We start from the raw sequence: 20,461 nt of genomic DNA on the forward strand, positions 1-20,461 counted from the left end.
GATCGCTTGATCATAGTCAATAAAAATCGCAGAAAATACCGCTTACACGATAAATGTCTTACTATTCTGACATAATAAAAGACCGCCCTTTTACGGACGGCTTTTCACTTTGTATGAAGCACTCTTTTTTCAAATCGGGAAATGTCCGTAAGAGAGCCGATAACGATGAGAATATCTTCTTTTTGGATCATTTCAGTCGCCAGCGGAGATACGATCACTTCTTTTTCTCTCTTGATGGCCACGATATTAATGCCGTACTTCGCCCGGATGTCCAGGTCAAGCAGTGTGTTGCCCGCAAGCCTGCTGTTGGCCACGATCTCCACAATGCTGTGTTCGTCGGACAGCTCCAAATAATCAAGCACATTATTTGATACGATGTTGTGGGCGATGCGTTTTGCCATGTCACGTTCAGGGTGGACGATGTGGTCGGCCCCGATTTTCGCAAGCACTTTCTCATGATAATCGTTCTGCGCTTTAACCGTGATCGTGTTCACGCCGAGTTCCTTTAAGATCAGCGTCGTTAAAATGCTCGCCTGTATATTTTCGCCGATTGCCACAATGACGTGGTCAAAGTTGCGCAGCCCTAAGTTTTTCAGCACCGATTCATCGGTTGAATCGCCGATGACCGCGTGTGATGCGATTTTGGCGTATTCATTTACTTTATCTTCATCAATATCCATCGCCATGACCTCAAGGCCTTCTTCACTTAATGCTTTGCAAATACTTCCGCCGAAGCGTCCGAGACCGATAACGGCAAACTCTTTTCTCATAACAGTACTCCTTTAAACAATATCTCTAATAGGAATAGTATCACATTTTCGGCAATGAGTTCATATAGCGTTTAAGCTTTTCTGAAAAGGCGGGCGATAAATACAGGTCCGCTCCGCGTTCGATTTCTTCCTGATAGTGACCCGGAGGCGCAATTTCCTCAGCTTTATCAAGAACGAGAAACGTCAGGACGCCTCTGTATACACGGCCGCCGGCACACACTTCTATGAATGCTGGACGGTATGTGTGGTTATCAACACCTTCTCTTTTGTACAGATAGGTTGCCGCTTCAAACGGGAGCTTGTACAGCACGCCTTCAGTTCGTCCCCCGTCTTCAACAAGATCGGCTCTGGAACCGTCAGGACGCCTTAACGTGAATCTCGTCGAATACCCTTCAACAACCGCCCCTCCGACCGGCTCGGCAAAAAAGTGGTCGACCCCCGCCTGTTTAAACCGGGCATTGTCCATACAGGAGCCGTAAGCGAAATAATAAACCGGACTGTCATCCTCCCGTTTCATAAAACGGTATTCTTTCCAGTCTCCGCTTTTGATACGGCTGAATGAGGCACACTGGCCGGGCTTTACGACATATGCGAAGGCGGTTTTATTCCCGGCATCCGTCGTCACGGCAACCTCTTTCCGATCAAAATCAGCATAATACGCATCCAGCTTACGGATCATCTGATGATCTGTTTCATACAATTCCCCGTACACAAAAGCTGTTTCTGCTAAAGACGCCGCAGGCTGACCTTTATCCGTTTCGTACAGCACGCCGTTTATCGCGGCCTGCTCGCACACACACGGAGCGCCTTTCAGCAGTTCATGGTTTTCTTCACGCTTCCGTAACAAACCGTATACAAAAAGAAGCAAGTTATTTTTCCTCCTTTTGGACAGCAGCCGCTTCTAACGGCAGAATCACCTGAAACGTACTGCCTTCTCCATTTTTGCTCTTAATGTTAAGTTTACCATTATGCTCCTTCAGAATTCGTAAACAAATCGGAAGACCGAGACCCGTTCCCTGATCTTTTGTTGAGAAAAACGGTTTCCCGATGTTTTCAAGCTTTTCTTTCGACATGCCGTTCCCTTCATCCTGTATGCTGATCACCGCGTATTCTTCATCCCGTTTTGTATAAATATGAATATTCCCGCCGTCAGGCATCGCTTCAATCGCATTTTTAATAATATTGATAAATACCTGTTTCAACTGGTTTTCGTCACCGTTGACCATACAGGACTCAGTCTGCCTGAAATCCTTCTCAATCACAGTGTTCGACAGCACCGCGTTCGTGTCAAGAAGCGTCGCCACCTGCCTTAAAATATGGTTGAGATGATGAGCGGTAAACGTCACGGTCTGCGGCTTGGCGAGCAGAAGCAGCTCCCCCAGCACGAGATCAATCCTTTTAATCTCCGAAAAAATAATATCAAAATAATCCGTTCTTTCCGGATACTGGGCTTTCATCAGCTGGAGAAAGCCGCTGACTGACGTTAAAGGATTTCTTACTTCATGGGCGATTCCTGCCGCAAGCTCCCCGGCAATGGCCAGCTTTTGAGATTGCATGGCAAGGCGTTCGTTCGTCTCCAGAAGCTCGTCGACCGCTTTTTTCCGTTCACTGATATCAGACATCGTCCCCAGGCTTCCGACAAATTTCTGTCTGCGGTCATAATACAGCTTATAATGGACTTCTCCCCAAAAGATCGAGCCGTCTCTTTTAATATATTTGGCCGTAAACATTCCTGACGGGGACTGCTGCTTGATTTGGGAGATAATATAATCAATGATATGTTTTTCTTTTATAAAATAATCATTATACATCGTGCCCATACATTCGCTGATGGAGTGGCCCGTAATCGCCGTCCAGGCCTGATTCAAATATGTAATATTCCCTTGTGCATCCGTCTGAAAAACGATTTCCTGCAGATTGTCCATGATCCGGTTTTTCTCATCTGAAAGCGCCTTTGCTTTCTGCTCGCTGTCCTTCAGCTCCGCCAGCAGCTGCTTTTTATTATCCACATAATAAGCCAGCAGCCAGACGCCGATTAATGTGACGGCGGTAAAGGTGATGTCAACTGGCCAGTTAATCGGATTCCGTTCAATCATATAAAATAAATAATCCCAAAACATAATAAAAATCATTGCCAAGATTAAGGAAATGATACGCGCTTGATATTTTCCCATAGTCCCACCTGCCGCTAGCATTTCTACATATATTGTAACATTGTTGACTGCATTATTGACTAAAAAATGATAACTATTCCCAATTAATTGAGCAGGTTCGCTTACTTTTCCCGTGAGTTTTTGCACAAGTTCATAATAAAAGGACGGAATGATGCTCCGCCCTTTTTGCCGATTATGATCTACCTTTTAACGCTTCCTCGATTTCCTCAAGCAGCATTTTCGCTCCTTCAGGACTTAAAATAATTTTGCCGTTGCCGTACTCCTGATTTTCGGAGGTAATTTCCCCCGTCATTAAGCAAATGCCGTGCGGCTTGTATTTTTTTAAGACAATTTTGTCTCCGTCAACGAAAAATTCAATACTATCTTTAATAGCGATATCCAATGCTCTTCTCAATTCAATCGGCATGACAATACGCCCGAGTTCGTCTACTTTTCTTACTACACCAATTGATTTCATAGAAATCCCCTACTTCCTTTAATGTCTCTTCTTTATGTCCAAGGAAAATCCTTCATAAACGTAGACGAAAGGAACGGAGCAAAAGTTTCTCAGCATCCGGAACTGAATGTTTTTTTACAGAAGAAAATCCTTTTGAAATATGGGATACAGACTTTCCCTCCTTTTTTACAAAAACATTTCATTCCCGGCGGAAACCCCCAAAAATCGTGGTTTTTCTCAGAAACTTTAAATGTAGAATCAATTAAATCAGGATAGGGATTGGGTGAAAACATGTTTCAATCAACTGAGATCGGAATCGACTTAGGAACCGCTAATATACTTGTTTACAGTAAAAATAAAGGAATTATTTTAAACGAACCTTCCGTTGTCGCTGTAGATACAACAACGAAAGCGGTGCTTGCCATCGGAACGGATGCCAAAAGCATGATCGGAAAGACGCCGGGGAAAATCGTCGCCGTACGGCCGATGAAAGACGGTGTCATTGCTGATTATGATATGACAACTGACTTATTAAAACACATTATGAAAAAAGCCGGAAAAAAAATCGGAATGACTTTCCGCAAACCGAATGTCGTCGTCTGCACGCCTTCAGGCTCAACAGCCGTTGAACGCCGCGCCATCAGTGACGCTGTCAAAAACTGCGGAGCGAAAAACGTTCACTTGATTGAAGAACCCGTAGCCGCTGCAATCGGGGCCGACCTCCCTGTTGACGAGCCGGTCGCAAACGTCGTCGTAGATATCGGCGGCGGTACGACTGAAGTCGCCATCATCTCATTCGGGGGCGTCGTATCCTGCCATTCGATCAGAATCGGCGGCGACCAGCTTGATGAAGATATCGCCTCGTTCGTCAGAAAAAAATACAACCTGCTGATCGGGGAACGTACGGCAGAACAAGTGAAAATGGAAATCGGTTTTGCATTGATTGAACATGTGCCGGAAACGATGGAAATCCGCGGCCGTGACCTTGTAACCGGTCTGCCGAAGACAATCAGACTGCAGTCTAATGAAATTCAGCACGCGATGCGTGAGTCGCTCCTGCATATTCTTGAAGCGATCAGAGCGACACTTGAAGATTGTCCGCCGGAGCTCAGCGGCGATATCGTTGACCGCGGCGTCGTGTTAACCGGCGGAGGCTCCCTTTTAAACGGGATGAAAGAATGGCTGACAGAAGAAATCGTCGTTCCCGTTCATTTGGCGGCAAATCCGCTTGAATCAGTGGCTATCGGCACGGGGCGTTCATTAGACGTCATCGACAAGCTGCAAAAAGCGATTAAATAATAAGATTGTGCTTCTTTTTTCTCCGGCCGGCTCATATTGTGAGAACTGGAGAAACATTAAGGAGGAAGCATATGCTTAGAGATGTGGGAAGACGCGTAGCAGTAGCCGTCATTTTAAGCGGAATTATTTTGGGGGGTATGAGCATTTCACTGGCCAATATGCCCCATTCTCCGGCCGGCGGCGCCGTAAAACTGAATCACCCGTAAAGACGCAGCAAAAGCTGTGTCTTTTTCGTTTGTGCTCCTTTCTTTCCTTTATGAGGCGATATTTGATATGATGAGAAAAACCGATGAGGAGGAATGAACGATGAGTTCGTTTACTGAAAAGTTACATACATATGCTCAGCTGGCGGTAGAAGTCGGCGTCAATGTCCAAAAAGGACAGCATGTCGTAATCAATGCCTCAACTGATGTTAGGGAACTTGTCAGACTGCTTGCCAAACATTCTTATGAAAAAGGCGCAAAAAACGTCACCGTAAATTGGCAGGACGATGAACTGTCCAGATTAAAATACGAGATGGCACCGTTTGAAGCGTTTGAAGAGTATCCTGAATGGGAAGCAAAAGGCAAAGAAGAGCTCGCGAAAAAAGGGGCTGCGTTTATTTCTGTCGTCTCATCCGACCCCGACCTGTTAAAAGGCACTGACGGCAAACGGATTGCAGCGTTCCAAAAAGCCGCCGGAAAAGCATTGCATACATACAGACAATATATTCAATCAGATAAGGTCAGCTGGACGGTGATCGGAGCGGCTTCAACAGGCTGGGCGAAAAAAGTGTTCCCGGATCAGCCGGAAGAAACAGCCGTTCAGCTTTTATGGGAAGAAATTTTCAAAACGACCCGCGTAAATGAAGAAAACCCTGTGGAAGCATGGAAAAAACATGATCAAAATCTTCATGAAAAAGTGGAACACCTGAACAAAAAACATTACAGCGCCCTGCATTATCAGGCTGAAGGAACAGACTTAACCATTGAACTGCCGAAAAAACATGTATGGGCAGGCGCGGGAAGCGTGAATGAGAGCGGGCACGAATTCATGGCCAACATGCCGACAGAAGAGGTTTTCACCCTTCCGCAGCGTGACGGGGTGAACGGCACGGTTTCCAGCACGAAACCGCTGAGCTACGGCGGCAACATTATTGATAACTTCACTCTTACCTTTGAAAACGGCCGCATTGTCGATGTGAAAGCTGAAAAAGGCGAGGAGATTTTAAAAGGCATCGTCGAAACCGATGAAGGCTCACACTATCTCGGAGAAGTGGCCTTAGTGCCGTACGATTCACCGATTTCACAATCAAATATTTTATTTTACAACACACTGTACGATGAAAACGCCTCTAACCACTTGGCGATCGGCAGTGCGTATGCCTTTAATATTGAGGGCGGTAAACAAATGACACGGGAAGAGCTTGTCAAAGAGGGCTTAAATGAAAGCATTACACACGTAGATTTTATGGTCGGTTCCAAAGATATGAATATCGACGGCATTACGGCGGACGGCAAAAGAGAACCGATCTTCAGAAACGGAAACTGGGCATTTTAATAAAAAAGGAGGCGATCAGGCCTCCTTTTTTTATTTCGCTTCATACATTTGCAAGTTGGCGCAGACGGTTTCCAAAACAGGTGTATCAACTGACAAGCCTTTCGCTTTCTCAAGCAAAAATCCGTGTAAATGATCACCTTCCGTCACCCTGCCCTTTTCCATATCTCTCAGCATCGACGATTTCATATGGTAAGACATGCTTGTCAATGTGCGATAACTCTCTTCTTCCAGACCAGGATCTTTCGGGATGCCGGCAGCCTTGAAAATGGCTCCGATTTCAGCAAAGAGGCGCTTTGCCGTGTTGAGGCCGCCTTCTGTTTCTAAAATCGGTCCGACCGGCTGTTGAAACAGAGTGGTCACTCCCGCCTGCGCGGCAATAAACATATATTTTTTCCAAATGTCCTTTTCAATATCCCGGCTGATGATGACATCCGCTTTCACACCTGCAAATGCGTTTTCCAGCTCGTTCATACGTTCTGTGCGTTCCCCGTTCCATTCACCGAAAACAAAGCGGTGGGCAGCGCTCGTATGAAGAATGTCCCCTTTGTCGTTAAGGGCGCTCTCAATAAAGCAGAGGCCGCCCAGCACCTGCCGTTTTGAAAAAGCTTCAAACAGCTGGTTATAGTGCCTGTATCCGTTTAAAAAAGGAATAATGACCGACGAAGGTTTGACAAACGGTTTGACATCCCGAATAACGTCCTGCAAAGAATACGCTTTTGAAGCGATAATAACGGCGTCAAATGCTCCTTCTTCGCCCGCCATCATTAATTTCGGCTTGATTGAAACATCACCTTTTGCACTTTTGACGATCAAACCCGTTTCTTGTAATTGTTCCGCCCGTTTCTTGCGGACGAGAAACGTAACGTCATTTCCCTTTTCTGCAAGACGCGCGCCGATATATCCGCCCACTCCTCCAGCTCCGACAATTAAAAACTTCATGATGCATTCCTCCTTATCTTTTCAAGTTATGTATTCATTTATTGTAACGGGAAGTCAGAAGATTGAAAACTTTTTTCATAAATAAAGAAGCAGAGTCTCCCCTGCTTCTTTATTACGCGTATAGCTCTTCAAGCTTTTTCTGTACATCCGCGTTTTCAAGAAATTCGTCATAAGACATTTGTTTGTCAACAATGCCTTTAGGCGTTAATTCAATGATGCGGTTGGCAATTGTCTGTACAAACTGATGGTCATGAGATGAAAACAGCATAGCGCCTTTAAAGCTGATTAAGCCGTTGTTAAGCGCCGTAATGGATTCCAAATCTAAGTGGTTTGTCGGTTCATCCAGAATTAAGATATTCGCGCCGGAAAGCATCGCTTTTGAAAGCATGCAGCGCACTTTTTCTCCTCCGGAAAGAACGTTTGATTTTTTGTTGACTTCTTCTCCTGAGAACAGCATGCGTCCTAAGAAACCGCGCAGAAAGCTTTCACTTTGGTCATGCGGCGAGTATTGGCGGAGCCAGTCAACAAGGTTCGCATCGCTGCCGTCAAAATACTCGCTGTTGTCTTTAGGGAAGTACGCCTGAGAAGTGGTCACGCCCCATTTAAATGTGCCGCTGTCAGCTTCCATTTCCCCGGAAATGATTTTAAACAATGTCGTAACGGCAAGTTCGTTGCGGCCCGTAAAAGCGATTTTATCTTCTCTGTTCATAATAAAGCTGACGTTATCAAGCACTTTTACCCCGTCAATCGTTTTTGTTAAGCCTTCAACCCGCAGCACGTCATTTCCGATCTCGCGTTCCGGCGTGAAATTGACATAAGGATAACGGCGTGATGACGGTTTGATATCATCAAGCGTGATTTTATCAAGGAGTTTCTTTCTTGATGTCGCCTGCTTTGATTTAGAAGCGTTGGCGCTGAATCTGGCCACGAATTCCTGAAGCTGTTTAATCTGCTCTTCTTTTTTCTTGTTGGCTTCCTGAGAAAGCTTTAAAGCAAGCTGGCTGGATTCATACCAGAAATCATAGTTGCCGACGTACACTTGAATTTTATTAAAATCAAGATCGGCGATGTGCGTGCACACTTTATTTAAAAAGTGACGGTCATGGGATACGACGATGACTGTGTTCTCAAAGTTGATTAAAAACTCTTCCAGCCACTGAATCGCTTTCAGATCCAAGTGGTTGGTCGGTTCATCAAGCAGCAGAACGTCCGGCTTGCCGAACAGCGCCTGTGCCAAAAGCACTTTCACCTTTTCTGAACCGCCTAAGTCCGCCATTTTCTTCGTATGCAGGTCTTCAGAGATGCCCAGGCCCTTTAACAAAATAGCGGCTTCACTTTCAGCTTCCCATCCGTTTAATTCCGCAAACTCTCCTTCAAGCTCAGCGGCGCGGATGCCGTCTTCATCTGAAAAATCAGGCTTCATATAAATCGCGTCTTTTTCCTGCATAACTTCGTATAAACGTTTATGTCCCATAATGACGACTTTCAGCACTTCGAAGTCTTCATATTCAAAGTGGTTCTGCTTCAGAATGGCAAGACGTTCACCCGGGCTCATATGGACATCGCCGGTCTGCGGCTCCAGCTCACCGGATAAAATTTTCAAAAATGTTGATTTTCCGGCACCGTTTGCGCCTATTAATCCGTAGCAGTTGCCCGGCGTAAATTTAATATTGACATCTTCAAATAACTTGCGATCCGCAAAACGCAAGCTCACATTATTTACAGCAATCATTTAGAATCCTCCATCGTGTCTATCATCATTAAAAGTATACCATGAATAAAGGGGAAGAGAAATGTTTCCCTGCGAATATACGGGTTTGAAAAGATGCAGGCGTCAAACCCGGAGCGCTGTGATACAATAGATATATATACATATTCATCACGGAGGAACAAGTTGAAGCTTTTAACACTCACAGAATACTGTCTTATGATTTTCTTCACCGGGGTTTTTCTGGCCGTCACAGGCTTTACGGCCCGTGACATCGGCTTGTACGTGGGAATCGCCCTCATTTATACGTTTTCGCATCTCTTTTCAAAACGGATGCTTGAAAAACGCGGCAAAGAGAAGAAGCAGGTGAACCTTTTTTTCAGCGTTCTGGCCATTGTCGGATCAGTGCTGGCCACGGTATTGTTCATCGCCGTCGCCGCCTCGTTTGCCAAATAAAAAACGCCTGCTGTCCAAATCGGGCAGCGCGGCGTTTTTATTTTGTCTGACGCATATCATGAAATGGGAAGAACACAAACTTCGAGGTGCCGACGATCCGGTTTTCGGCAATTAAACCGAGTCCGTTCCGGCTGTCCATTGAGTTCAGCCGATTGTCGCCCATGACGAAGTATTTGCCTTTCGGAACCTTTACGGGGCCGAAATCTCCCGTCAGGTTGACTCCCAGTTTTTTCGCTTCTTTTTTATTGCTCGCGAGGTACGGTTCTGCGATTTTTTTGCCGTTTATATAAAGCGTGTCATTTTTCATTTCCACCGTTTCTCCCGGTTTTCCGATGAGACGCTTTACATAATGGACTTTCGATGTATCGCCGTTAATAATGACGATGTCCCCCCGCTCGATTTCTCCGATATAATTGACGCTTTTGTTGACAAACAGCCTTTCACCGTCATGTAATGTCGGGTACATTGATGATCCTTCCACTAAGTACGGTTCGAACAGGAAATGGCGGATTAACAGCGCAAGTGCGACCGCTATAATGATGGCCTTTCCCCATTCCCAATACGTGTTGGATTTTCTTTTTACCGATTTTTCAGAAGTAGGTTTTTGTTCTTCAGTCAACGTGGTTCCTCCTAGACGATCACTGTTTCAGTTCATGCACCATCTTTACTTTATCATAACTCATCACAAAATACATAACGCTTCTATGCGTACATGATTGAAAAAAGCGCCCGTAAAGGACGCTTTTTGCTTATTTCTCTACAACCGGTTTTTTGACGATTCCCAAGATAACAGCCGTTACAATCGCTCCGATCACGATGCTCATTAAATAAAGCAGCGGATGGTTCGTAATGAATGCAACGAATATTCCTCCGTGCGGTGCAGGAAGCGTTACACGGAAAAACTCTGTCAACCCGCCAGCTACCGCAGAACCGACAACGGCTGCAGGGATGACGCGAAGCGGATCAGCCGCTGCAAACGGGATGGCGCCTTCTGTAACGAAAGCTGCTCCCATGAAGTAGCACGTAATACCGGCTTCACGGTCACGTTTAGAGAATTTGTGTTTAAAGAATGTTGTCGCCAGTGCGATTCCAAGCGGCGGAGCCATTCCGCCCGCCATGATGGCCGCATGCGGCGCATAGTTTCCGGCATCGATCATCGCAATTCCGAAAGTGAACGCCGCTTTATTGAGCGGGCCGCCCATGTCGATAGCCATCATACCGCCTAAAATAATCCCCATTAAAACAAGGTTTCCAGTTCCAAGGCTTTCAAGCCAATTTGTTAAGAAATTCATGAACGCTGCTACAGGTGTGTTAATGACAAATTGCATCAGAACTCCTGTGATAAAAATACCGAGCAGCGGATAAATCAATACAGGTTTTAATCCGTCAAGAGATTGAGGGATAAAGACAAACAGCTTTTTCAGCAGGATTACGACATAACCGGCTAAGAATCCGGCAATCAGTCCGCCCAAGAATCCGGCATTCGCCTGCGTAGCCATAAATCCGCCGACCATACCCGGCGCAAATCCCGGACGGTCCGCAATACTCATTGCGATGAATCCGGCAAGAACGGCAACGATCAGTTTTAACGCATTATCGCTGCCGATAAAGTTCAGCGCTGCGGCAAACGTGTTGTATGTCGGGTCTTTCGGATCAGCTGAATGAATTCCCCAGAAGAATGAGATCGCAACGAGAATTCCGCCACCGACGACAAATGGCAGCATGTTGCTGACACCGCTCATTAAGTGTTTATAGAAAGTGCTTCCGATACTTGTGCCTGATTTCTGTTTCGGGCCGTCTTCATTTGAAGCGGAAGATCCGCCGCCGCTGCCCTCGTAAATCGGCGCATCTTGGTTAACGGCTTTTTCAATCAGTTCCTGAGGACGTCTGATACCAGCTGTTACAGGTACTTGAAGAACATGTTTGCCTTTAAAGCGCTCCATTTCAACCTGTTTATCAGCCGCCACGATGATCGCAGGCGCGTCTTCAATTTCTTGAGCCGTCAGCTTATGTTTGATACCGCTTGAGCCGTTTGTCTCGACTTTAATGTCAACGCCGAGCTCTTTCGCTTTTTCCTTCAGTGCGTCAGCTGCCATGAACGTATGGGCGATACCTGTCGGACATGCCGTAACGGCAAGGATTTTGCCTTTTCCTGACGGCGCTGCCTGTTCTTCCTGCTCTTCTTCTTCCTCATCGTCATCTTTGTCATGCTGATTGATGATGTCAATGATCGCGTCTTCTGATTCAGCTTCAAGAAGCTGTTTGCGGATTTCCTCACGCATAAGAAGCGTTGAAAGTCTTGATAATGCCTCAAGGTGCGTATTATTCGCTCCTTCGGTTGCCGCAATCATAAAGACCAGGTGTGCCGGCTGACCGTCTAATGATTCATAATCCACACCATCTTTTGAACGGCCGAATGCGATGGCCGGGTTAATGACGCTCGCCGTCTTCGCATGAGGAATGGCAATGCCTTCGCCGATTCCCGTCGAGCTTTGGCTTTCACGATTTAAAATGGCTGCTTTGTAAGCCTCTCTGTCATTTAATCTGCCGGCTTTGTCAAGCACTGTCACCATTTCATCGATAACGTTTTCTTTCTCTTTGCTTTCTATATTGAGATGAATTGTATCTCTTGTTAACAGCTCAGTTATCTTCACTTTTCTTTCCTCCTCTATAGACGTGTGACTTTAACTTCAGGAAGAAGCTGCTGTACAAACTCTTCAGTTCCGAGTTCTTCAGAAAATGCCGTCGCGCTTCCGGAAGCAACTCCTAAACGGAACGCATCTTCCAAAGGCAGCTGTTTTGAAATTCCCGCAAGGAATCCCGCGACGACGGAATCACCCGCGCCTACCGAATTGACAAGCTTTCCTTTAGGAACATTGGCGAGGAAAACCGCCTCTTTCGTAAATAAAAGCGCACCGTCGCCAGCCATCGAAACAATCGCGTGTTCAGCGCCTTGTTCAATTAATTTTTTACCGTAAGGAACGGCAGCTTCGGCTGAATCAATGACCGTATTGAACATTTCCCCAAGCTCATGATGATTCGGCTTCATCAAAAACGGTTTCATTTCTGTCGCTTTCATCAGCGCTTCACCGGAGATGTCCACCACTACCCGGGCATTCTGCTTTCTGCATGCCTCAGCAATTTTTTCATACGTGTTATGCGGCAGGGAAGAAGGAATGCTTCCCGCTAAAACGATGATGTCTCCCTCTTCCAGAGCGGAGAACTGTTCTAAAAAGGCATTGAACACTTCATCTGAAATCGTCGGGCCCTGTCCGTTAATTTCCGTTTCATCGCCCGTTTTCAGTTTTACATTTATACGCGTGTCTTCATCTACCTCAGAAAAAGCCGTTTCCAGACCTTCCTGCTGCAAAAATGACGTGATATAATTTCCGGTAAATCCGCCGACAAACCCCAATGCTTTTGACGGCACATGGTGTCTTTTCAGTAATCTCGAAACGTTGATGCCTTTTCCGCCGGGATACTTCGTGTCATAGCTGGAACGGTTTAAACCGCCTACGGCAAAATCTTCAACGTGAACGATATAGTCAACAGACGGATTGAGGGTTACAGTGTAAATCATGGTTTCACTACCTTTACGACAGTTTTTTCTTGGTAATTATCGAATGCAAGTTCTTCAGCTTCAGTGGTAATGATAGCGGCATCGCCCAAGGCGGCGAACGCTGCGAAAGAAATCTCGCCGAATTTAGAAGGATCGGCTAAAACATACGCATTTTTCGCCTGTCTCACAGCCTTTGTCTTCAGAAGAGCCTCATCCGGATCGGGTGTTGTAAAGCCGGCTTCAATGTGCACGCCGTTCACCCCGAGAAAGCTTTTGTCAAAACGGTACTGGCTGACCGCCGTTAATGAGGCGCCGCCGATCATCGCACCTGTTCTATGCTTCACATATCCTCCGAGAAGATAAAAAGGAATCCCTTTCCTTATTAAAGCGTCGATATGCATAACTCCGTTTGTGACAACCACAATGTCCTTTGTATGATCTATAAAATCAATCATGTGCAATGTAGTTGTTCCCGCATCGAGGTAAATACAGTCACCTTCTTCTAATAAAGATGCCGCTTCTTCTGCGATCTTCAGTTTATCTTGAAGGTTTTTGGAGGATTTTTCAAGCATATCGGGTTCTTGCCTGCTGTTGGAAAGTTTAGACGCCCCGCCGTGAACGCGCTTTAAAAACCCGCGCTCTTCAAGTGTTGATAAATCTCTTCTGATCGTTGATTCAGAAGCGTTTGTCATGCTTATCAGCTCTTGAATCTTCACCACATCTCGCTTTTCAATCTGATCCATAATCAGCTGATACCTTTCAGGAGTGAGCATATTCCGCCTCCTTTGAAAACGTATTCATTTCGGCTGCAAGATAATTGTAAACGCTTTTTTTACTTCAAGCAACTAAAATCACTCAAATTCATTCAATAACTATCAAAATCTTTCACATTTGTTCATATTAACGTATGTACATAGGGTTTGTAAACTGTAAATTCGACAAAAAGGGGGACAATTGTATGACATTTTCTTTTTATCATAAATGAAAAAAGTCTATTATATTCATTCAATCATTAAAACACAAAAAACCCCATGCAGACTGCATGGGGCGCAGGTTATTCATACCTTAATGCTTCAATCGGATCTAAGCGTGATGCTTTGTTGGCGGGCAGCATGCCGAAAATGACACCGATCAGCATACTGAACAGTACGCCGATACAAACCACCTGCCAGGAAACGAGCGACGGCCAGCCTGCGATAAGAGAAACGAGTGATGCTCCCCCGTAGCCGAGACCGATTCCGATTAAGCCGCCGATTAATGTAAGCACAACAGATTCAATTAAGAATTGTGTCAGAATCTGTCCTCTCGTGGCACCGAGCGATTTGCGGATGCCGATTTCTCTTGTCCGTTCCGTCACTGATACGAGCATAATATTCATGACCCCGATCCCGCCGACAATGAGAGAAATACCGGCGATCGAACCGATGATCGTCGTCATGACGGTCGTGACCTGACCGATTCCCGCCGCGATTTCTTCCATATTCATGACTTGATAGGCCTCTTTTGTACCGTGATTGTCATTTAAGAGACGGGCCGCTTCTTTTCCTGTTGTTTTGATTTGATCAGCGGACTCCGTCTGAACGGAAACGTTACTGTAGTCGTTAGTACCGAAAGACGTTTTCAGCATGTTGAACGGCACATACATTTCACTGAGTCCTAACGATAAAAAACCGCTCTCTTCTTTCAGTACGCCGATTACTTCAACGGGCTGTCCGCCGGCCCAGACGATTTTTCCGAGCGGAGACGTTTTCCCGAACAGCTTTTCAGCCATTTTTTTCGAGATGATTCCCGCTCTTTTCCCGGAAAGAAAATCATTGTCCGTAAATGTCCGTCCATCTTGAACGTCCAGCTTTTTTACGTCCATGTAGCCGCTGTTAATGCCGTTCAGCGTAATATCCGTGTCTTCTTCATGGTAACGGGCCGTCATGGATTTTACCGCGGAAGCGACAACCTGCTTTACGCCGTCCACTCCTTTTAATCCATTAATATCTTCTTCTGTAAAACTCGCTTCCTGTAAGGCGTTCGGATTGGCTGTTAATTCTTCATCACTCGGAAGGTAAAACAATTCAATCGTATTGCCCGGCCCGCTGATGGATTGCTTCAGCATTTGCTCTCCGCCCTGGCCGACAGCCACAACCACGATTACTGAACCGACGCCGATAATGATTCCGAGCATTGTCAGGATCGATCTCAGCTTGTGAGCTCTTACGGAACTGAGGGCCATCCGGAGATTTTCTAACAGGCTCATTCCCCCACTCTCCTCTGCTCAGCATCGCGGGAAACGATCATGCCGTCACGGACGAAAACCACTCTGTTTGTACAGTCCGCCACTTCAGGCTCATGAGTCACAAGCACCACGGTCACGCCCTCTGCATTAAGCTCTGTGAACTGCTCCATAATGGAAATGCTTGTTTTCGTATCCAGCGCGCCGGTCGGTTCATCAGCTAAAATGAGCTTCGGTTCGTTCACGATGGCTCTTGCAATCGCGACACGCTGCTTCTGGCCGCCTGACAGCTCATTCGGCATGTGACGCATCCGATCCGCCAAACCGACTTTTTCCAGCGCATGCTCAGCCCGTTCCTCACGCTCTTTTTTGCCGATACCGGCGTAGATCATGGGGAGTTCGACATTTTTTCTTGCATTCAATCGCGGCAGCAGCTGAAATTGCTGAAAGACAAATCCGATTGATTTGTTCCGGACCGCCGCAAGCTCTTTTTCGGTGCATGAAGAAACATCTTCGCCCGCAAGCCTGTAACTGCCGGACGTCGGTCTGTCCAGACAGCCGATGATATTCATGATCGTAGATTTCCCCGATCCCGACGGTCCCATAATTGACACATATTCTCCTTCTTCAATCGTCAGGTCGATTGAACGGAGAACATCAAACGTCTCCTTGCCGATCTGATAGCTTTTTTTCACCTTTGAAAGCTGAATCATCTATGCTTTCACATCCGTTCCGTCAGTCAAACCGTCAGCCGGATTCAGAATGACTTTATCATCCTTTGAAAGCCCCTCTTTTATCTCCGTAAGCTGATTTGCGGTATCGCCGACTTTAACTTTCACGCGTTTGGCCTTCCCGTCTTTTACCGTAAAGACCCAGTGCTCATCTCCGTCTTTTTTGACCGCGGAGGACGGCAGCGTATCGGCTTTCCGTTTGTCGGTTTCAATGTTCATAATTAATTTAAACCCCGGCTTGCCCTCCGGAAGGTTTCCGATCAGCTTAACCTGAAACGGATACTGCACAGCCTGTTCCGTGCTTTCCCCCGAAGCAGCGCTTGACTTTTGATCAGGAACGAGTCCGACAGCCGCCACTCTCCCTTTCCACGTTTTACCTGGAATGGCGTCTGAGGTAATCGTAACGCTTTGTCCCTTTTTCACTTTCAGCGTGTCGTATTCGGACAAATTGCCGGCAACGATCAGGTGTTCCGGGTCTCCTATATGTATAACCGGTTCTTGAATATCCGATTTTTTAGAAGCCGCTTCTTGATTTACCGAGATTACCGTCCCGTCCATCTCACTCTTAACATTGAGATTCGCCACTTGATTTTCAAGAGACTGCTTTTGCAAATCAGATTGCTTTAATTCGATTTCCGCCGTTTTTTGCTGAAGCTGCAGATCAGTCCGTTCGGATTCAATTTGTTTTTTGGCTTCCGCTTCTCCAACTTGTTTTGCCAGATCTTGTTCCTTGCTGTTTAATGCTCTGAGTTTTTCTTCAACTTGTTCGATTTGCATCCGTTTTGATTGTTCTGTCAACTCATTTTGTTCTTTATCAAGATTGAGCTGCTCATTTGTATACGTGACTAACGACGACCCTTTTTTTACTTTGTCGCCTTCTTTTACTTTCACTTTATCAAGAGTTCCTTTATCCGCTTCATAAAAAACATACTGTTCTTTAGAGAATTTAAGTGTTCCCGGAACCATAACCGTAGAGGAGATTTCTCTGTTTTCCATGGTTCCGGTTTCGATTTTTTTCCCGGCGCTGCCGCCCGCGGGAGCGGCAGACTTATAAATATTGATACCGATGAATACTGCAACAATTACGGCGATGCCGATTCCGATCCAAATTTTTTTCATGTTATACACCTGCTGTCACTGAACTTAACAGTCCTCCGACTGCCGAAACCAAAAGCATAATAACAAACAGGACAATCGCGGAAGTCCAGGCCGCTTTTTTCGAAATGCCGCCTGTATAGCGAAGTCCCAAAGCGAGCAGAATATAGCTCCAGATGCTGAAAATGTCGAACGCGCTTAAAAAGACCGCAACGCCGTCTCCGGCCGGTATGATACTCGCCAAAGATGTAACGGCGTGCAGGGAGCCCGCTCCGGTAAAATAAGTGACAAGACCGTTAATGACTAAGCCGATATTGGTAATAAATGCCGTGAACAGGCTGAGTGAGAGCATTTTTTTATAAGTTGTCACGCCGCCTGAAATTTTGACGCACAGCCAGTAAATGAGCGGAACGATAAACAGAGCGATAATGCCCCCGAAGATTCCTCCGAACATCGAGCCGAATTTAGCAATGGTTTTGGTCATTTCAATCTGATCATCCGACAATCCGTCAAGAGATGTGCTGTTCAGCACTTCTTCATAATTCATCCCCAGTCCGCGCAAAATACTGCCGGCCGCGATGAGAATGATGACAATCAGGAGAGGAATGCCGATGACCGGCTTTTCTTTTAATCTTTTAAACTGCACAACAGGACTTGTAATGACGCCGAAAATTGACGGCTTTTCCGTTACTGCCGTATTGCTTTTTTCCAGGTTTGGTTCCATATTGCTGATGCCTCCTATGTATTATTCTGTTTATACGTACGCTTTAGGCTGAGAGAAGTTTCAATTTTTTTGCCGTTTGCGTATTTATGCTAAATTGTAACACAAATTCTCAGCTTTACGTTCCATAATTATGTAAAAAAAAGTATTGTCAGACCGGTATGACGGGAGGCTCAAAGCCTTGTGAAGGCACTGTCTTCAGCCTATTCATCTAATCAAAACCGTCTCAATCACAAATTCCTTTAAATCCCATTTAGATATTCTCTGGAATTCAGCTCCTATATACAAAAAAGCCGGATGGCAATGATGCTCATCCGGCTCTTTTTTCACCCTCCGCTTACAGGAGGGATAAAGGCAATGGTATCACCTTCTGTTACGATGCTGTTGTCTTTTACATATGTTTCATTGATTGCGATCATGGCATTGTCAATCGTCTGAAGTCCGTACCGTTCCTTTAACAGTGTTTTTACAGCAGACGCCGCCGTCTCTTTTTCTTCAAGTTCAATGACCGGTGTTCCCGCCTGCTCCGCAAGCCCGGCAAACAATAATACTTTAATCATCGCGATTCCCCTTTATCCAAATCCGGTTTTCCGTTCGGATAGGGCGTTGTTTCCAGCTGATCGCCTATCCATTCTTCGCCGTCTTCCCAGATTTCTTTTTTCCATATCGGCACAATCTGTTTTATCCGTTCAATTGCATATTCATTCGCCTCATATGCCGCCTTTCTGTGCGGTGAAGACACGGCGATTACGACCGCTGCTTCTCCGATATCAAGGACGCCGACACGGTGAGTGATTGCAGCTTCGGCTCCTTCCCATTTCGCACTGATTTCATCGCCGATTTGAGAAAGCATTTGAACAGCCATCGGTTCATACGCTTCATATTCGAGCCGCACCGTCCGCCGCCCGGCAGTCCACTCTCTGACCGTGCCGATAAACGTTGTGATGGCGCCGGCTTCACGCTTTTCAACTTTTTTTACGATATTTTCCGCAATGATAGGTTCCCTTGTAATTTGAAAACGTTCCATTTATGCTGATTCCCCTTTCAGCTGCGAAAGCACAAACATAATGGCAGCCGGATCGTCCGCATGGAATACGGGCATGCCTGCATCTGCCGGCATATGCTCCGTATTTCTGCTGATAACCGCGATCACGCGCTCCAAATGCTTCAGCTTTTGCCAATCTTCGCTGTCTTTGATCATAATGATTTTCGGATGCGGCGCATGTTTAAATCCCTCTATAAGAAGACCGTCAATTCCCAGACATTCATACAGACTGATCAAACCCGCCAGATCCCATTTTTTTCGCGCCGTAAGCTGCAGGACGCCGTCCCCTTCTACTGCCGTAACCGCGGCTCCGGCTTTTGAAAAACGCTCCGAGTCTTTTCCGTCAGAAAAAGGTTCCGGTTCTCCGCCATGTCCGTGATGTTTTAAACATCCAATATCGCACTCTTTCGGCGCCGCTTTCAGCACACGTTCAATAAACGTTGTTTTACCGCTGTTTTGAAAACCTACGATCTGGACGATCGGGAAAGAATTGACCACGGCCATTCACTTCCATTCTCATCACGGATGAGGAGCACGTGAACCGTCCGTCCCGCTTCATACCCCCTCGTTCCTCCCGGCAGAAGGATAAACGCGTTTGCTTCGGCTAGAGATGTGACTGAGCTTGATTTGTCGAGACCGACCGGTGACGCCATCATCTTTCCGTCCTTATGATAAACAAATGCTCTCACAAATCTCGTAAACGGATTCGGTTTCGGAAAGTCGTTTGTTAACACGGCTTCCGCCCATCCGGAATGAGGTTTTTCATTCAGAAGCCACGTCTGAATCATCGGTTTGACAAACAGGGTGAATCCGACATAACATGCGGACGGATTGCCTGAAAGGCCGAACAGCAGCATGTCATCGGCCCGGGCGACAGTTGTCACGCTCCCCGGGCGCATTGCCACTTTGTTAAAAAGAACTTCCGCTCCGAGCTTATTATAAATGTCTGGAAGAAAATCAAAATCGCCGACTGACACGCCGCCGGTCGTGATCAGAAAATCAACTTTTTTCATAGCTTCCTTCACCGCAGCATAGCTGTCATCAAAATCATCGGAAATTTTCCCTAAGTTCAGCGGTACCGCGCCCGCTTCAATGACCTGGGCATACACCATGGCAGCGTTGCTGTTGCGGATTTTCCCCGGCTCAAGCGGATCGCTGACATGAAGAAGCTCGGTTCCCGTTGCGATAATGCCGACAACCGGCTTTCTGACCACGGGAACGGAAGCATAGCCGAAGGTTGCTAAAAGAGCGGTTACGCCCGGCGTGATTTTCGTCCCTTTTTTTAATAGCGAGCTGCCCTTTTTCGCATCTTCTCCTTGATATGAAATATTATCACCCGCATGAAAAGGGCGTTTCACTGACATGTAATTCGTCCCGTTTTCAGAAAACGTTTTTGTCAGTTCAAGCATCACTACGGCATCCGCGCCTTTTGGAATCTGCGCCCCCGTCATAATGCGGACCGCTTCATAAGGCCCGAGTTCTTTTTCTGACACGGCGCCGGCTCCGATATGGTCAATGACTTCAAAGGTGACGGCATTGTCACGGGAAGCCGTTTTTGAATCGCTCGCCCTGATGGCAAACCCGTCATACGGGGAACGGTTAAAGGCCGGCACATCATGATCCGCCTTAACATCCTCCGCCAAATAGCGGTGGAGACTGTCCTCAAGCGCCACCCATTCGGTATCCCCCTGTTTTTTATACCGGCTCACCCGGCGGACTGCTTCGTCCACCTGAATCGGCGTTCTTTTTTCAAGCATAGCAATAT

At 46.3% G+C, this 20,461-nt stretch carries 22 protein-coding genes; 4 read left to right on the forward strand and 18 right to left on the reverse strand.

Annotated features, from left to right (window positions below; translation table 11 throughout):
* Positions 1 to 104 precede the first annotated feature (104 nt).
* The 4 genes from ktrC to AR442_RS12310 all read right to left on the reverse strand — a co-directional run bounded on the left by ktrC (position 105) and on the right by AR442_RS12310 (position 3,401).
* The gene (gene ktrC, locus AR442_RS12295; protein WP_003154554.1) at positions 105 to 770 is read right to left on the reverse strand and encodes a Ktr system potassium transporter KtrC; all 666 of its coding nucleotides are present in this window, start codon (positions 768 to 770) and stop codon (positions 105 to 107) included.
* A gap of 40 nt (positions 771 to 810) precedes the next feature.
* The gene (locus AR442_RS12300) at positions 811 to 1,638 is read right to left on the reverse strand and encodes a gamma-glutamylcyclotransferase family protein (RefSeq protein WP_014417635.1); all 828 of its coding nucleotides are present in this window, start codon (positions 1,636 to 1,638) and stop codon (positions 811 to 813) included.
* Position 1,639: 1 nt separating this feature from the next.
* Entirely contained in the window at positions 1,640 to 2,944 is a 1,305-nt protein-coding gene (locus AR442_RS12305; protein ID WP_014417634.1) for an ATP-binding protein, read from the reverse strand.
* A 172-nt stretch (positions 2,945 to 3,116) separates the two neighbouring features.
* Complete coding sequence (locus AR442_RS12310; RefSeq protein ID WP_014417633.1) at positions 3,117 to 3,401, reverse strand: transcriptional regulator AbhA; 285 nt, start codon at positions 3,399 to 3,401, stop codon at positions 3,117 to 3,119.
* 270 nt (positions 3,402 to 3,671) lie between these two features.
* Between AR442_RS12310 and mreBH the strand changes: the two genes are divergently transcribed.
* The 3 genes from mreBH to AR442_RS12325 all read left to right on the forward strand — a co-directional run bounded on the left by mreBH (position 3,672) and on the right by AR442_RS12325 (position 6,218).
* Positions 3,672 to 4,679 carry a cell shape-determining protein MreBH gene (mreBH, locus tag AR442_RS12320; protein ID WP_014417632.1) on the forward strand — a complete coding sequence of 336 codons (1,008 nt, stop codon included), beginning with the start codon at positions 3,672 to 3,674 and terminating at the stop codon, positions 4,677 to 4,679.
* Positions 4,680 to 4,750: 71 nt separating this feature from the next.
* A complete protein-coding gene (locus AR442_RS20330) occupies positions 4,751 to 4,885 on the forward strand; it encodes a protein YkpC (protein WP_003154559.1) in 135 nt (44 codons plus the stop codon).
* A 100-nt stretch (positions 4,886 to 4,985) separates the two neighbouring features.
* Positions 4,986 to 6,218 (forward strand): aminopeptidase, encoded by a 1,233-nt coding sequence (locus tag AR442_RS12325; RefSeq protein WP_007409644.1) that lies wholly within the window; start codon positions 4,986 to 4,988, stop codon positions 6,216 to 6,218.
* Between the two features lie 30 nt (positions 6,219 to 6,248).
* Here the strand turns inward: AR442_RS12325 and AR442_RS12330 are convergent, their stop codons facing one another.
* Both AR442_RS12330 and AR442_RS12335 read right to left on the reverse strand, forming a co-directional pair.
* Positions 6,249 to 7,157 (reverse strand): ketopantoate reductase family protein, encoded by a 909-nt coding sequence (locus AR442_RS12330; protein ID WP_053285008.1) that lies wholly within the window; start codon positions 7,155 to 7,157, stop codon positions 6,249 to 6,251.
* A 112-nt stretch (positions 7,158 to 7,269) separates the two neighbouring features.
* Complete coding sequence (locus AR442_RS12335) at positions 7,270 to 8,889, reverse strand: ABC-F family ATP-binding cassette domain-containing protein (RefSeq protein WP_007409642.1); 1,620 nt, start codon at positions 8,887 to 8,889, stop codon at positions 7,270 to 7,272.
* Positions 8,890 to 9,051: 162 nt separating this feature from the next.
* Between AR442_RS12335 and AR442_RS12340 the strand changes: the two genes are divergently transcribed.
* Positions 9,052 to 9,321, forward strand: a complete 270-nt coding sequence (locus tag AR442_RS12340) for a hypothetical protein (RefSeq protein ID WP_021493749.1) — start codon at positions 9,052 to 9,054, stop codon at positions 9,319 to 9,321.
* A gap of 37 nt (positions 9,322 to 9,358) precedes the next feature.
* On the opposite strand, the gene sipT is transcribed toward AR442_RS12340, so the two are convergent.
* The 12 genes from sipT to AR442_RS12400 all read right to left on the reverse strand — a co-directional run bounded on the left by sipT (position 9,359) and on the right by AR442_RS12400 (position 20,453).
* Positions 9,359 to 9,940, reverse strand: a complete 582-nt coding sequence (gene sipT, locus AR442_RS12345) for a signal peptidase I sipT (RefSeq protein ID WP_003154568.1) — start codon at positions 9,938 to 9,940, stop codon at positions 9,359 to 9,361.
* Between the two features lie 130 nt (positions 9,941 to 10,070).
* Positions 10,071 to 11,975, reverse strand: a complete 1,905-nt coding sequence (locus AR442_RS12350; protein ID WP_014417629.1) for a PTS fructose transporter subunit IIABC — start codon at positions 11,973 to 11,975, stop codon at positions 10,071 to 10,073.
* Between the two features lie 14 nt (positions 11,976 to 11,989).
* Positions 11,990 to 12,901 (reverse strand): 1-phosphofructokinase, encoded by a 912-nt coding sequence (gene pfkB / locus AR442_RS12355; RefSeq protein ID WP_014417628.1) that lies wholly within the window; start codon positions 12,899 to 12,901, stop codon positions 11,990 to 11,992.
* Entirely contained in the window at positions 12,898 to 13,653 is a 756-nt protein-coding gene (locus AR442_RS12360) for a DeoR/GlpR family DNA-binding transcription regulator (RefSeq protein ID WP_014417627.1), read from the reverse strand. The genes pfkB and AR442_RS12360 overlap by 4 nt, the downstream gene beginning before the upstream one ends.
* A gap of 281 nt (positions 13,654 to 13,934) precedes the next feature.
* Positions 13,935 to 15,128, reverse strand: coding sequence for an ABC transporter permease (locus AR442_RS12365; RefSeq protein ID WP_014417626.1), 1,194 nt, complete (start codon positions 15,126 to 15,128; stop codon positions 13,935 to 13,937).
* Positions 15,125 to 15,817, reverse strand: coding sequence for an ABC transporter ATP-binding protein (locus AR442_RS12370; RefSeq protein ID WP_014417625.1), 693 nt, complete (start codon positions 15,815 to 15,817; stop codon positions 15,125 to 15,127). The genes AR442_RS12365 and AR442_RS12370 overlap by 4 nt, the downstream gene beginning before the upstream one ends.
* Positions 15,818 to 16,954, reverse strand: coding sequence for an efflux RND transporter periplasmic adaptor subunit (locus AR442_RS12375; protein ID WP_012117453.1), 1,137 nt, complete (start codon positions 16,952 to 16,954; stop codon positions 15,818 to 15,820).
* A gap of 1 nt (position 16,955) precedes the next feature.
* Positions 16,956 to 17,654: a YknW family membrane protein gene (yknW, locus tag AR442_RS12380; RefSeq protein ID WP_014417624.1), complete on the reverse strand. Its 699-nt coding sequence runs from the start codon at positions 17,652 to 17,654 to the stop codon at positions 16,956 to 16,958.
* A gap of 323 nt (positions 17,655 to 17,977) precedes the next feature.
* The gene (moaD, locus tag AR442_RS12385) at positions 17,978 to 18,211 is read right to left on the reverse strand and encodes a molybdopterin converting factor subunit 1 (protein ID WP_014417623.1); all 234 of its coding nucleotides are present in this window, start codon (positions 18,209 to 18,211) and stop codon (positions 17,978 to 17,980) included.
* Positions 18,208 to 18,678, reverse strand: a complete 471-nt coding sequence (locus AR442_RS12390; RefSeq protein ID WP_007611116.1) for a molybdenum cofactor biosynthesis protein MoaE — start codon at positions 18,676 to 18,678, stop codon at positions 18,208 to 18,210. Before AR442_RS12390 ends, moaD begins: the two co-directional genes overlap by 4 nt.
* Entirely contained in the window at positions 18,679 to 19,200 is a 522-nt protein-coding gene (mobB, locus tag AR442_RS12395) for a molybdopterin-guanine dinucleotide biosynthesis protein B (RefSeq protein ID WP_032863763.1), read from the reverse strand.
* A complete protein-coding gene (locus AR442_RS12400; protein ID WP_014417621.1) occupies positions 19,161 to 20,453 on the reverse strand; it encodes a molybdopterin molybdotransferase MoeA in 1,293 nt (430 codons plus the stop codon). Before AR442_RS12400 ends, mobB begins: the two co-directional genes overlap by 40 nt.
* Positions 20,454 to 20,461: the final 8 nt, after the last annotated feature.

The organism is Bacillus velezensis (assembly GCF_001461825.1).
GTDB lineage: Bacteria > Bacillota > Bacilli > Bacillales > Bacillaceae > Bacillus > Bacillus velezensis.

What these genes read in the sequence shown, in the direction of transcription:
- AR442_RS12360 (WP_014417627.1), bottom strand. Translation starts at nt 13,653, where the DNA reads ATGCTCACTCCTGAAAGGTATCAGCTGATTATGGATCAGATTGAAAAG.
- AR442_RS12310 (WP_014417633.1), bottom strand. Translation starts at nt 3,401, where the DNA reads ATGAAATCAATTGGTGTAGTAAGAAAAGTAGACGAACTCGGGCGTATT.
- pfkB (WP_014417628.1), bottom strand. Translation starts at nt 12,901, where the DNA reads ATGATTTACACTGTAACCCTCAATCCGTCTGTTGACTATATCGTTCAC.
- AR442_RS12335 (WP_007409642.1), bottom strand. Translation starts at nt 8,889, where the DNA reads ATGATTGCTGTAAATAATGTGAGCTTGCGTTTTGCGGATCGCAAGTTA.
- AR442_RS12375 (WP_012117453.1), bottom strand. Translation starts at nt 16,954, where the DNA reads ATGAAAAAAATTTGGATCGGAATCGGCATCGCCGTAATTGTTGCAGTA.
- yknW (WP_014417624.1), bottom strand. Translation starts at nt 17,654, where the DNA reads ATGGAACCAAACCTGGAAAAAAGCAATACGGCAGTAACGGAAAAGCCG.
- mobB (WP_032863763.1), bottom strand. Translation starts at nt 19,200, where the DNA reads ATGGCCGTGGTCAATTCTTTCCCGATCGTCCAGATCGTAGGTTTTCAA.
- AR442_RS12325 (WP_007409644.1), top strand. Translation starts at nt 4,986, where the DNA reads ATGAGTTCGTTTACTGAAAAGTTACATACATATGCTCAGCTGGCGGTA.
- moaD (WP_014417623.1), bottom strand. Translation starts at nt 18,211, where the DNA reads ATGATTAAAGTATTATTGTTTGCCGGGCTTGCGGAGCAGGCGGGAACA.
- ktrC (WP_003154554.1), bottom strand. Translation starts at nt 770, where the DNA reads ATGAGAAAAGAGTTTGCCGTTATCGGTCTCGGACGCTTCGGCGGAAGT.
- AR442_RS20330 (WP_003154559.1), top strand. Translation starts at nt 4,751, where the DNA reads ATGCTTAGAGATGTGGGAAGACGCGTAGCAGTAGCCGTCATTTTAAGC.
- AR442_RS12390 (WP_007611116.1), bottom strand. Translation starts at nt 18,678, where the DNA reads ATGGAACGTTTTCAAATTACAAGGGAACCTATCATTGCGGAAAATATC.
- AR442_RS12305 (WP_014417634.1), bottom strand. Translation starts at nt 2,944, where the DNA reads ATGGGAAAATATCAAGCGCGTATCATTTCCTTAATCTTGGCAATGATT.
- AR442_RS12370 (WP_014417625.1), bottom strand. Translation starts at nt 15,817, where the DNA reads ATGATTCAGCTTTCAAAGGTGAAAAAAAGCTATCAGATCGGCAAGGAG.
- AR442_RS12365 (WP_014417626.1), bottom strand. Translation starts at nt 15,128, where the DNA reads ATGAGCCTGTTAGAAAATCTCCGGATGGCCCTCAGTTCCGTAAGAGCT.
- mreBH (WP_014417632.1), top strand. Translation starts at nt 3,672, where the DNA reads ATGTTTCAATCAACTGAGATCGGAATCGACTTAGGAACCGCTAATATA.
- AR442_RS12330 (WP_053285008.1), bottom strand. Translation starts at nt 7,157, where the DNA reads ATGAAGTTTTTAATTGTCGGAGCTGGAGGAGTGGGCGGATATATCGGC.
- AR442_RS12400 (WP_014417621.1), bottom strand. Translation starts at nt 20,453, where the DNA reads ATGCTTGAAAAAAGAACGCCGATTCAGGTGGACGAAGCAGTCCGCCGG.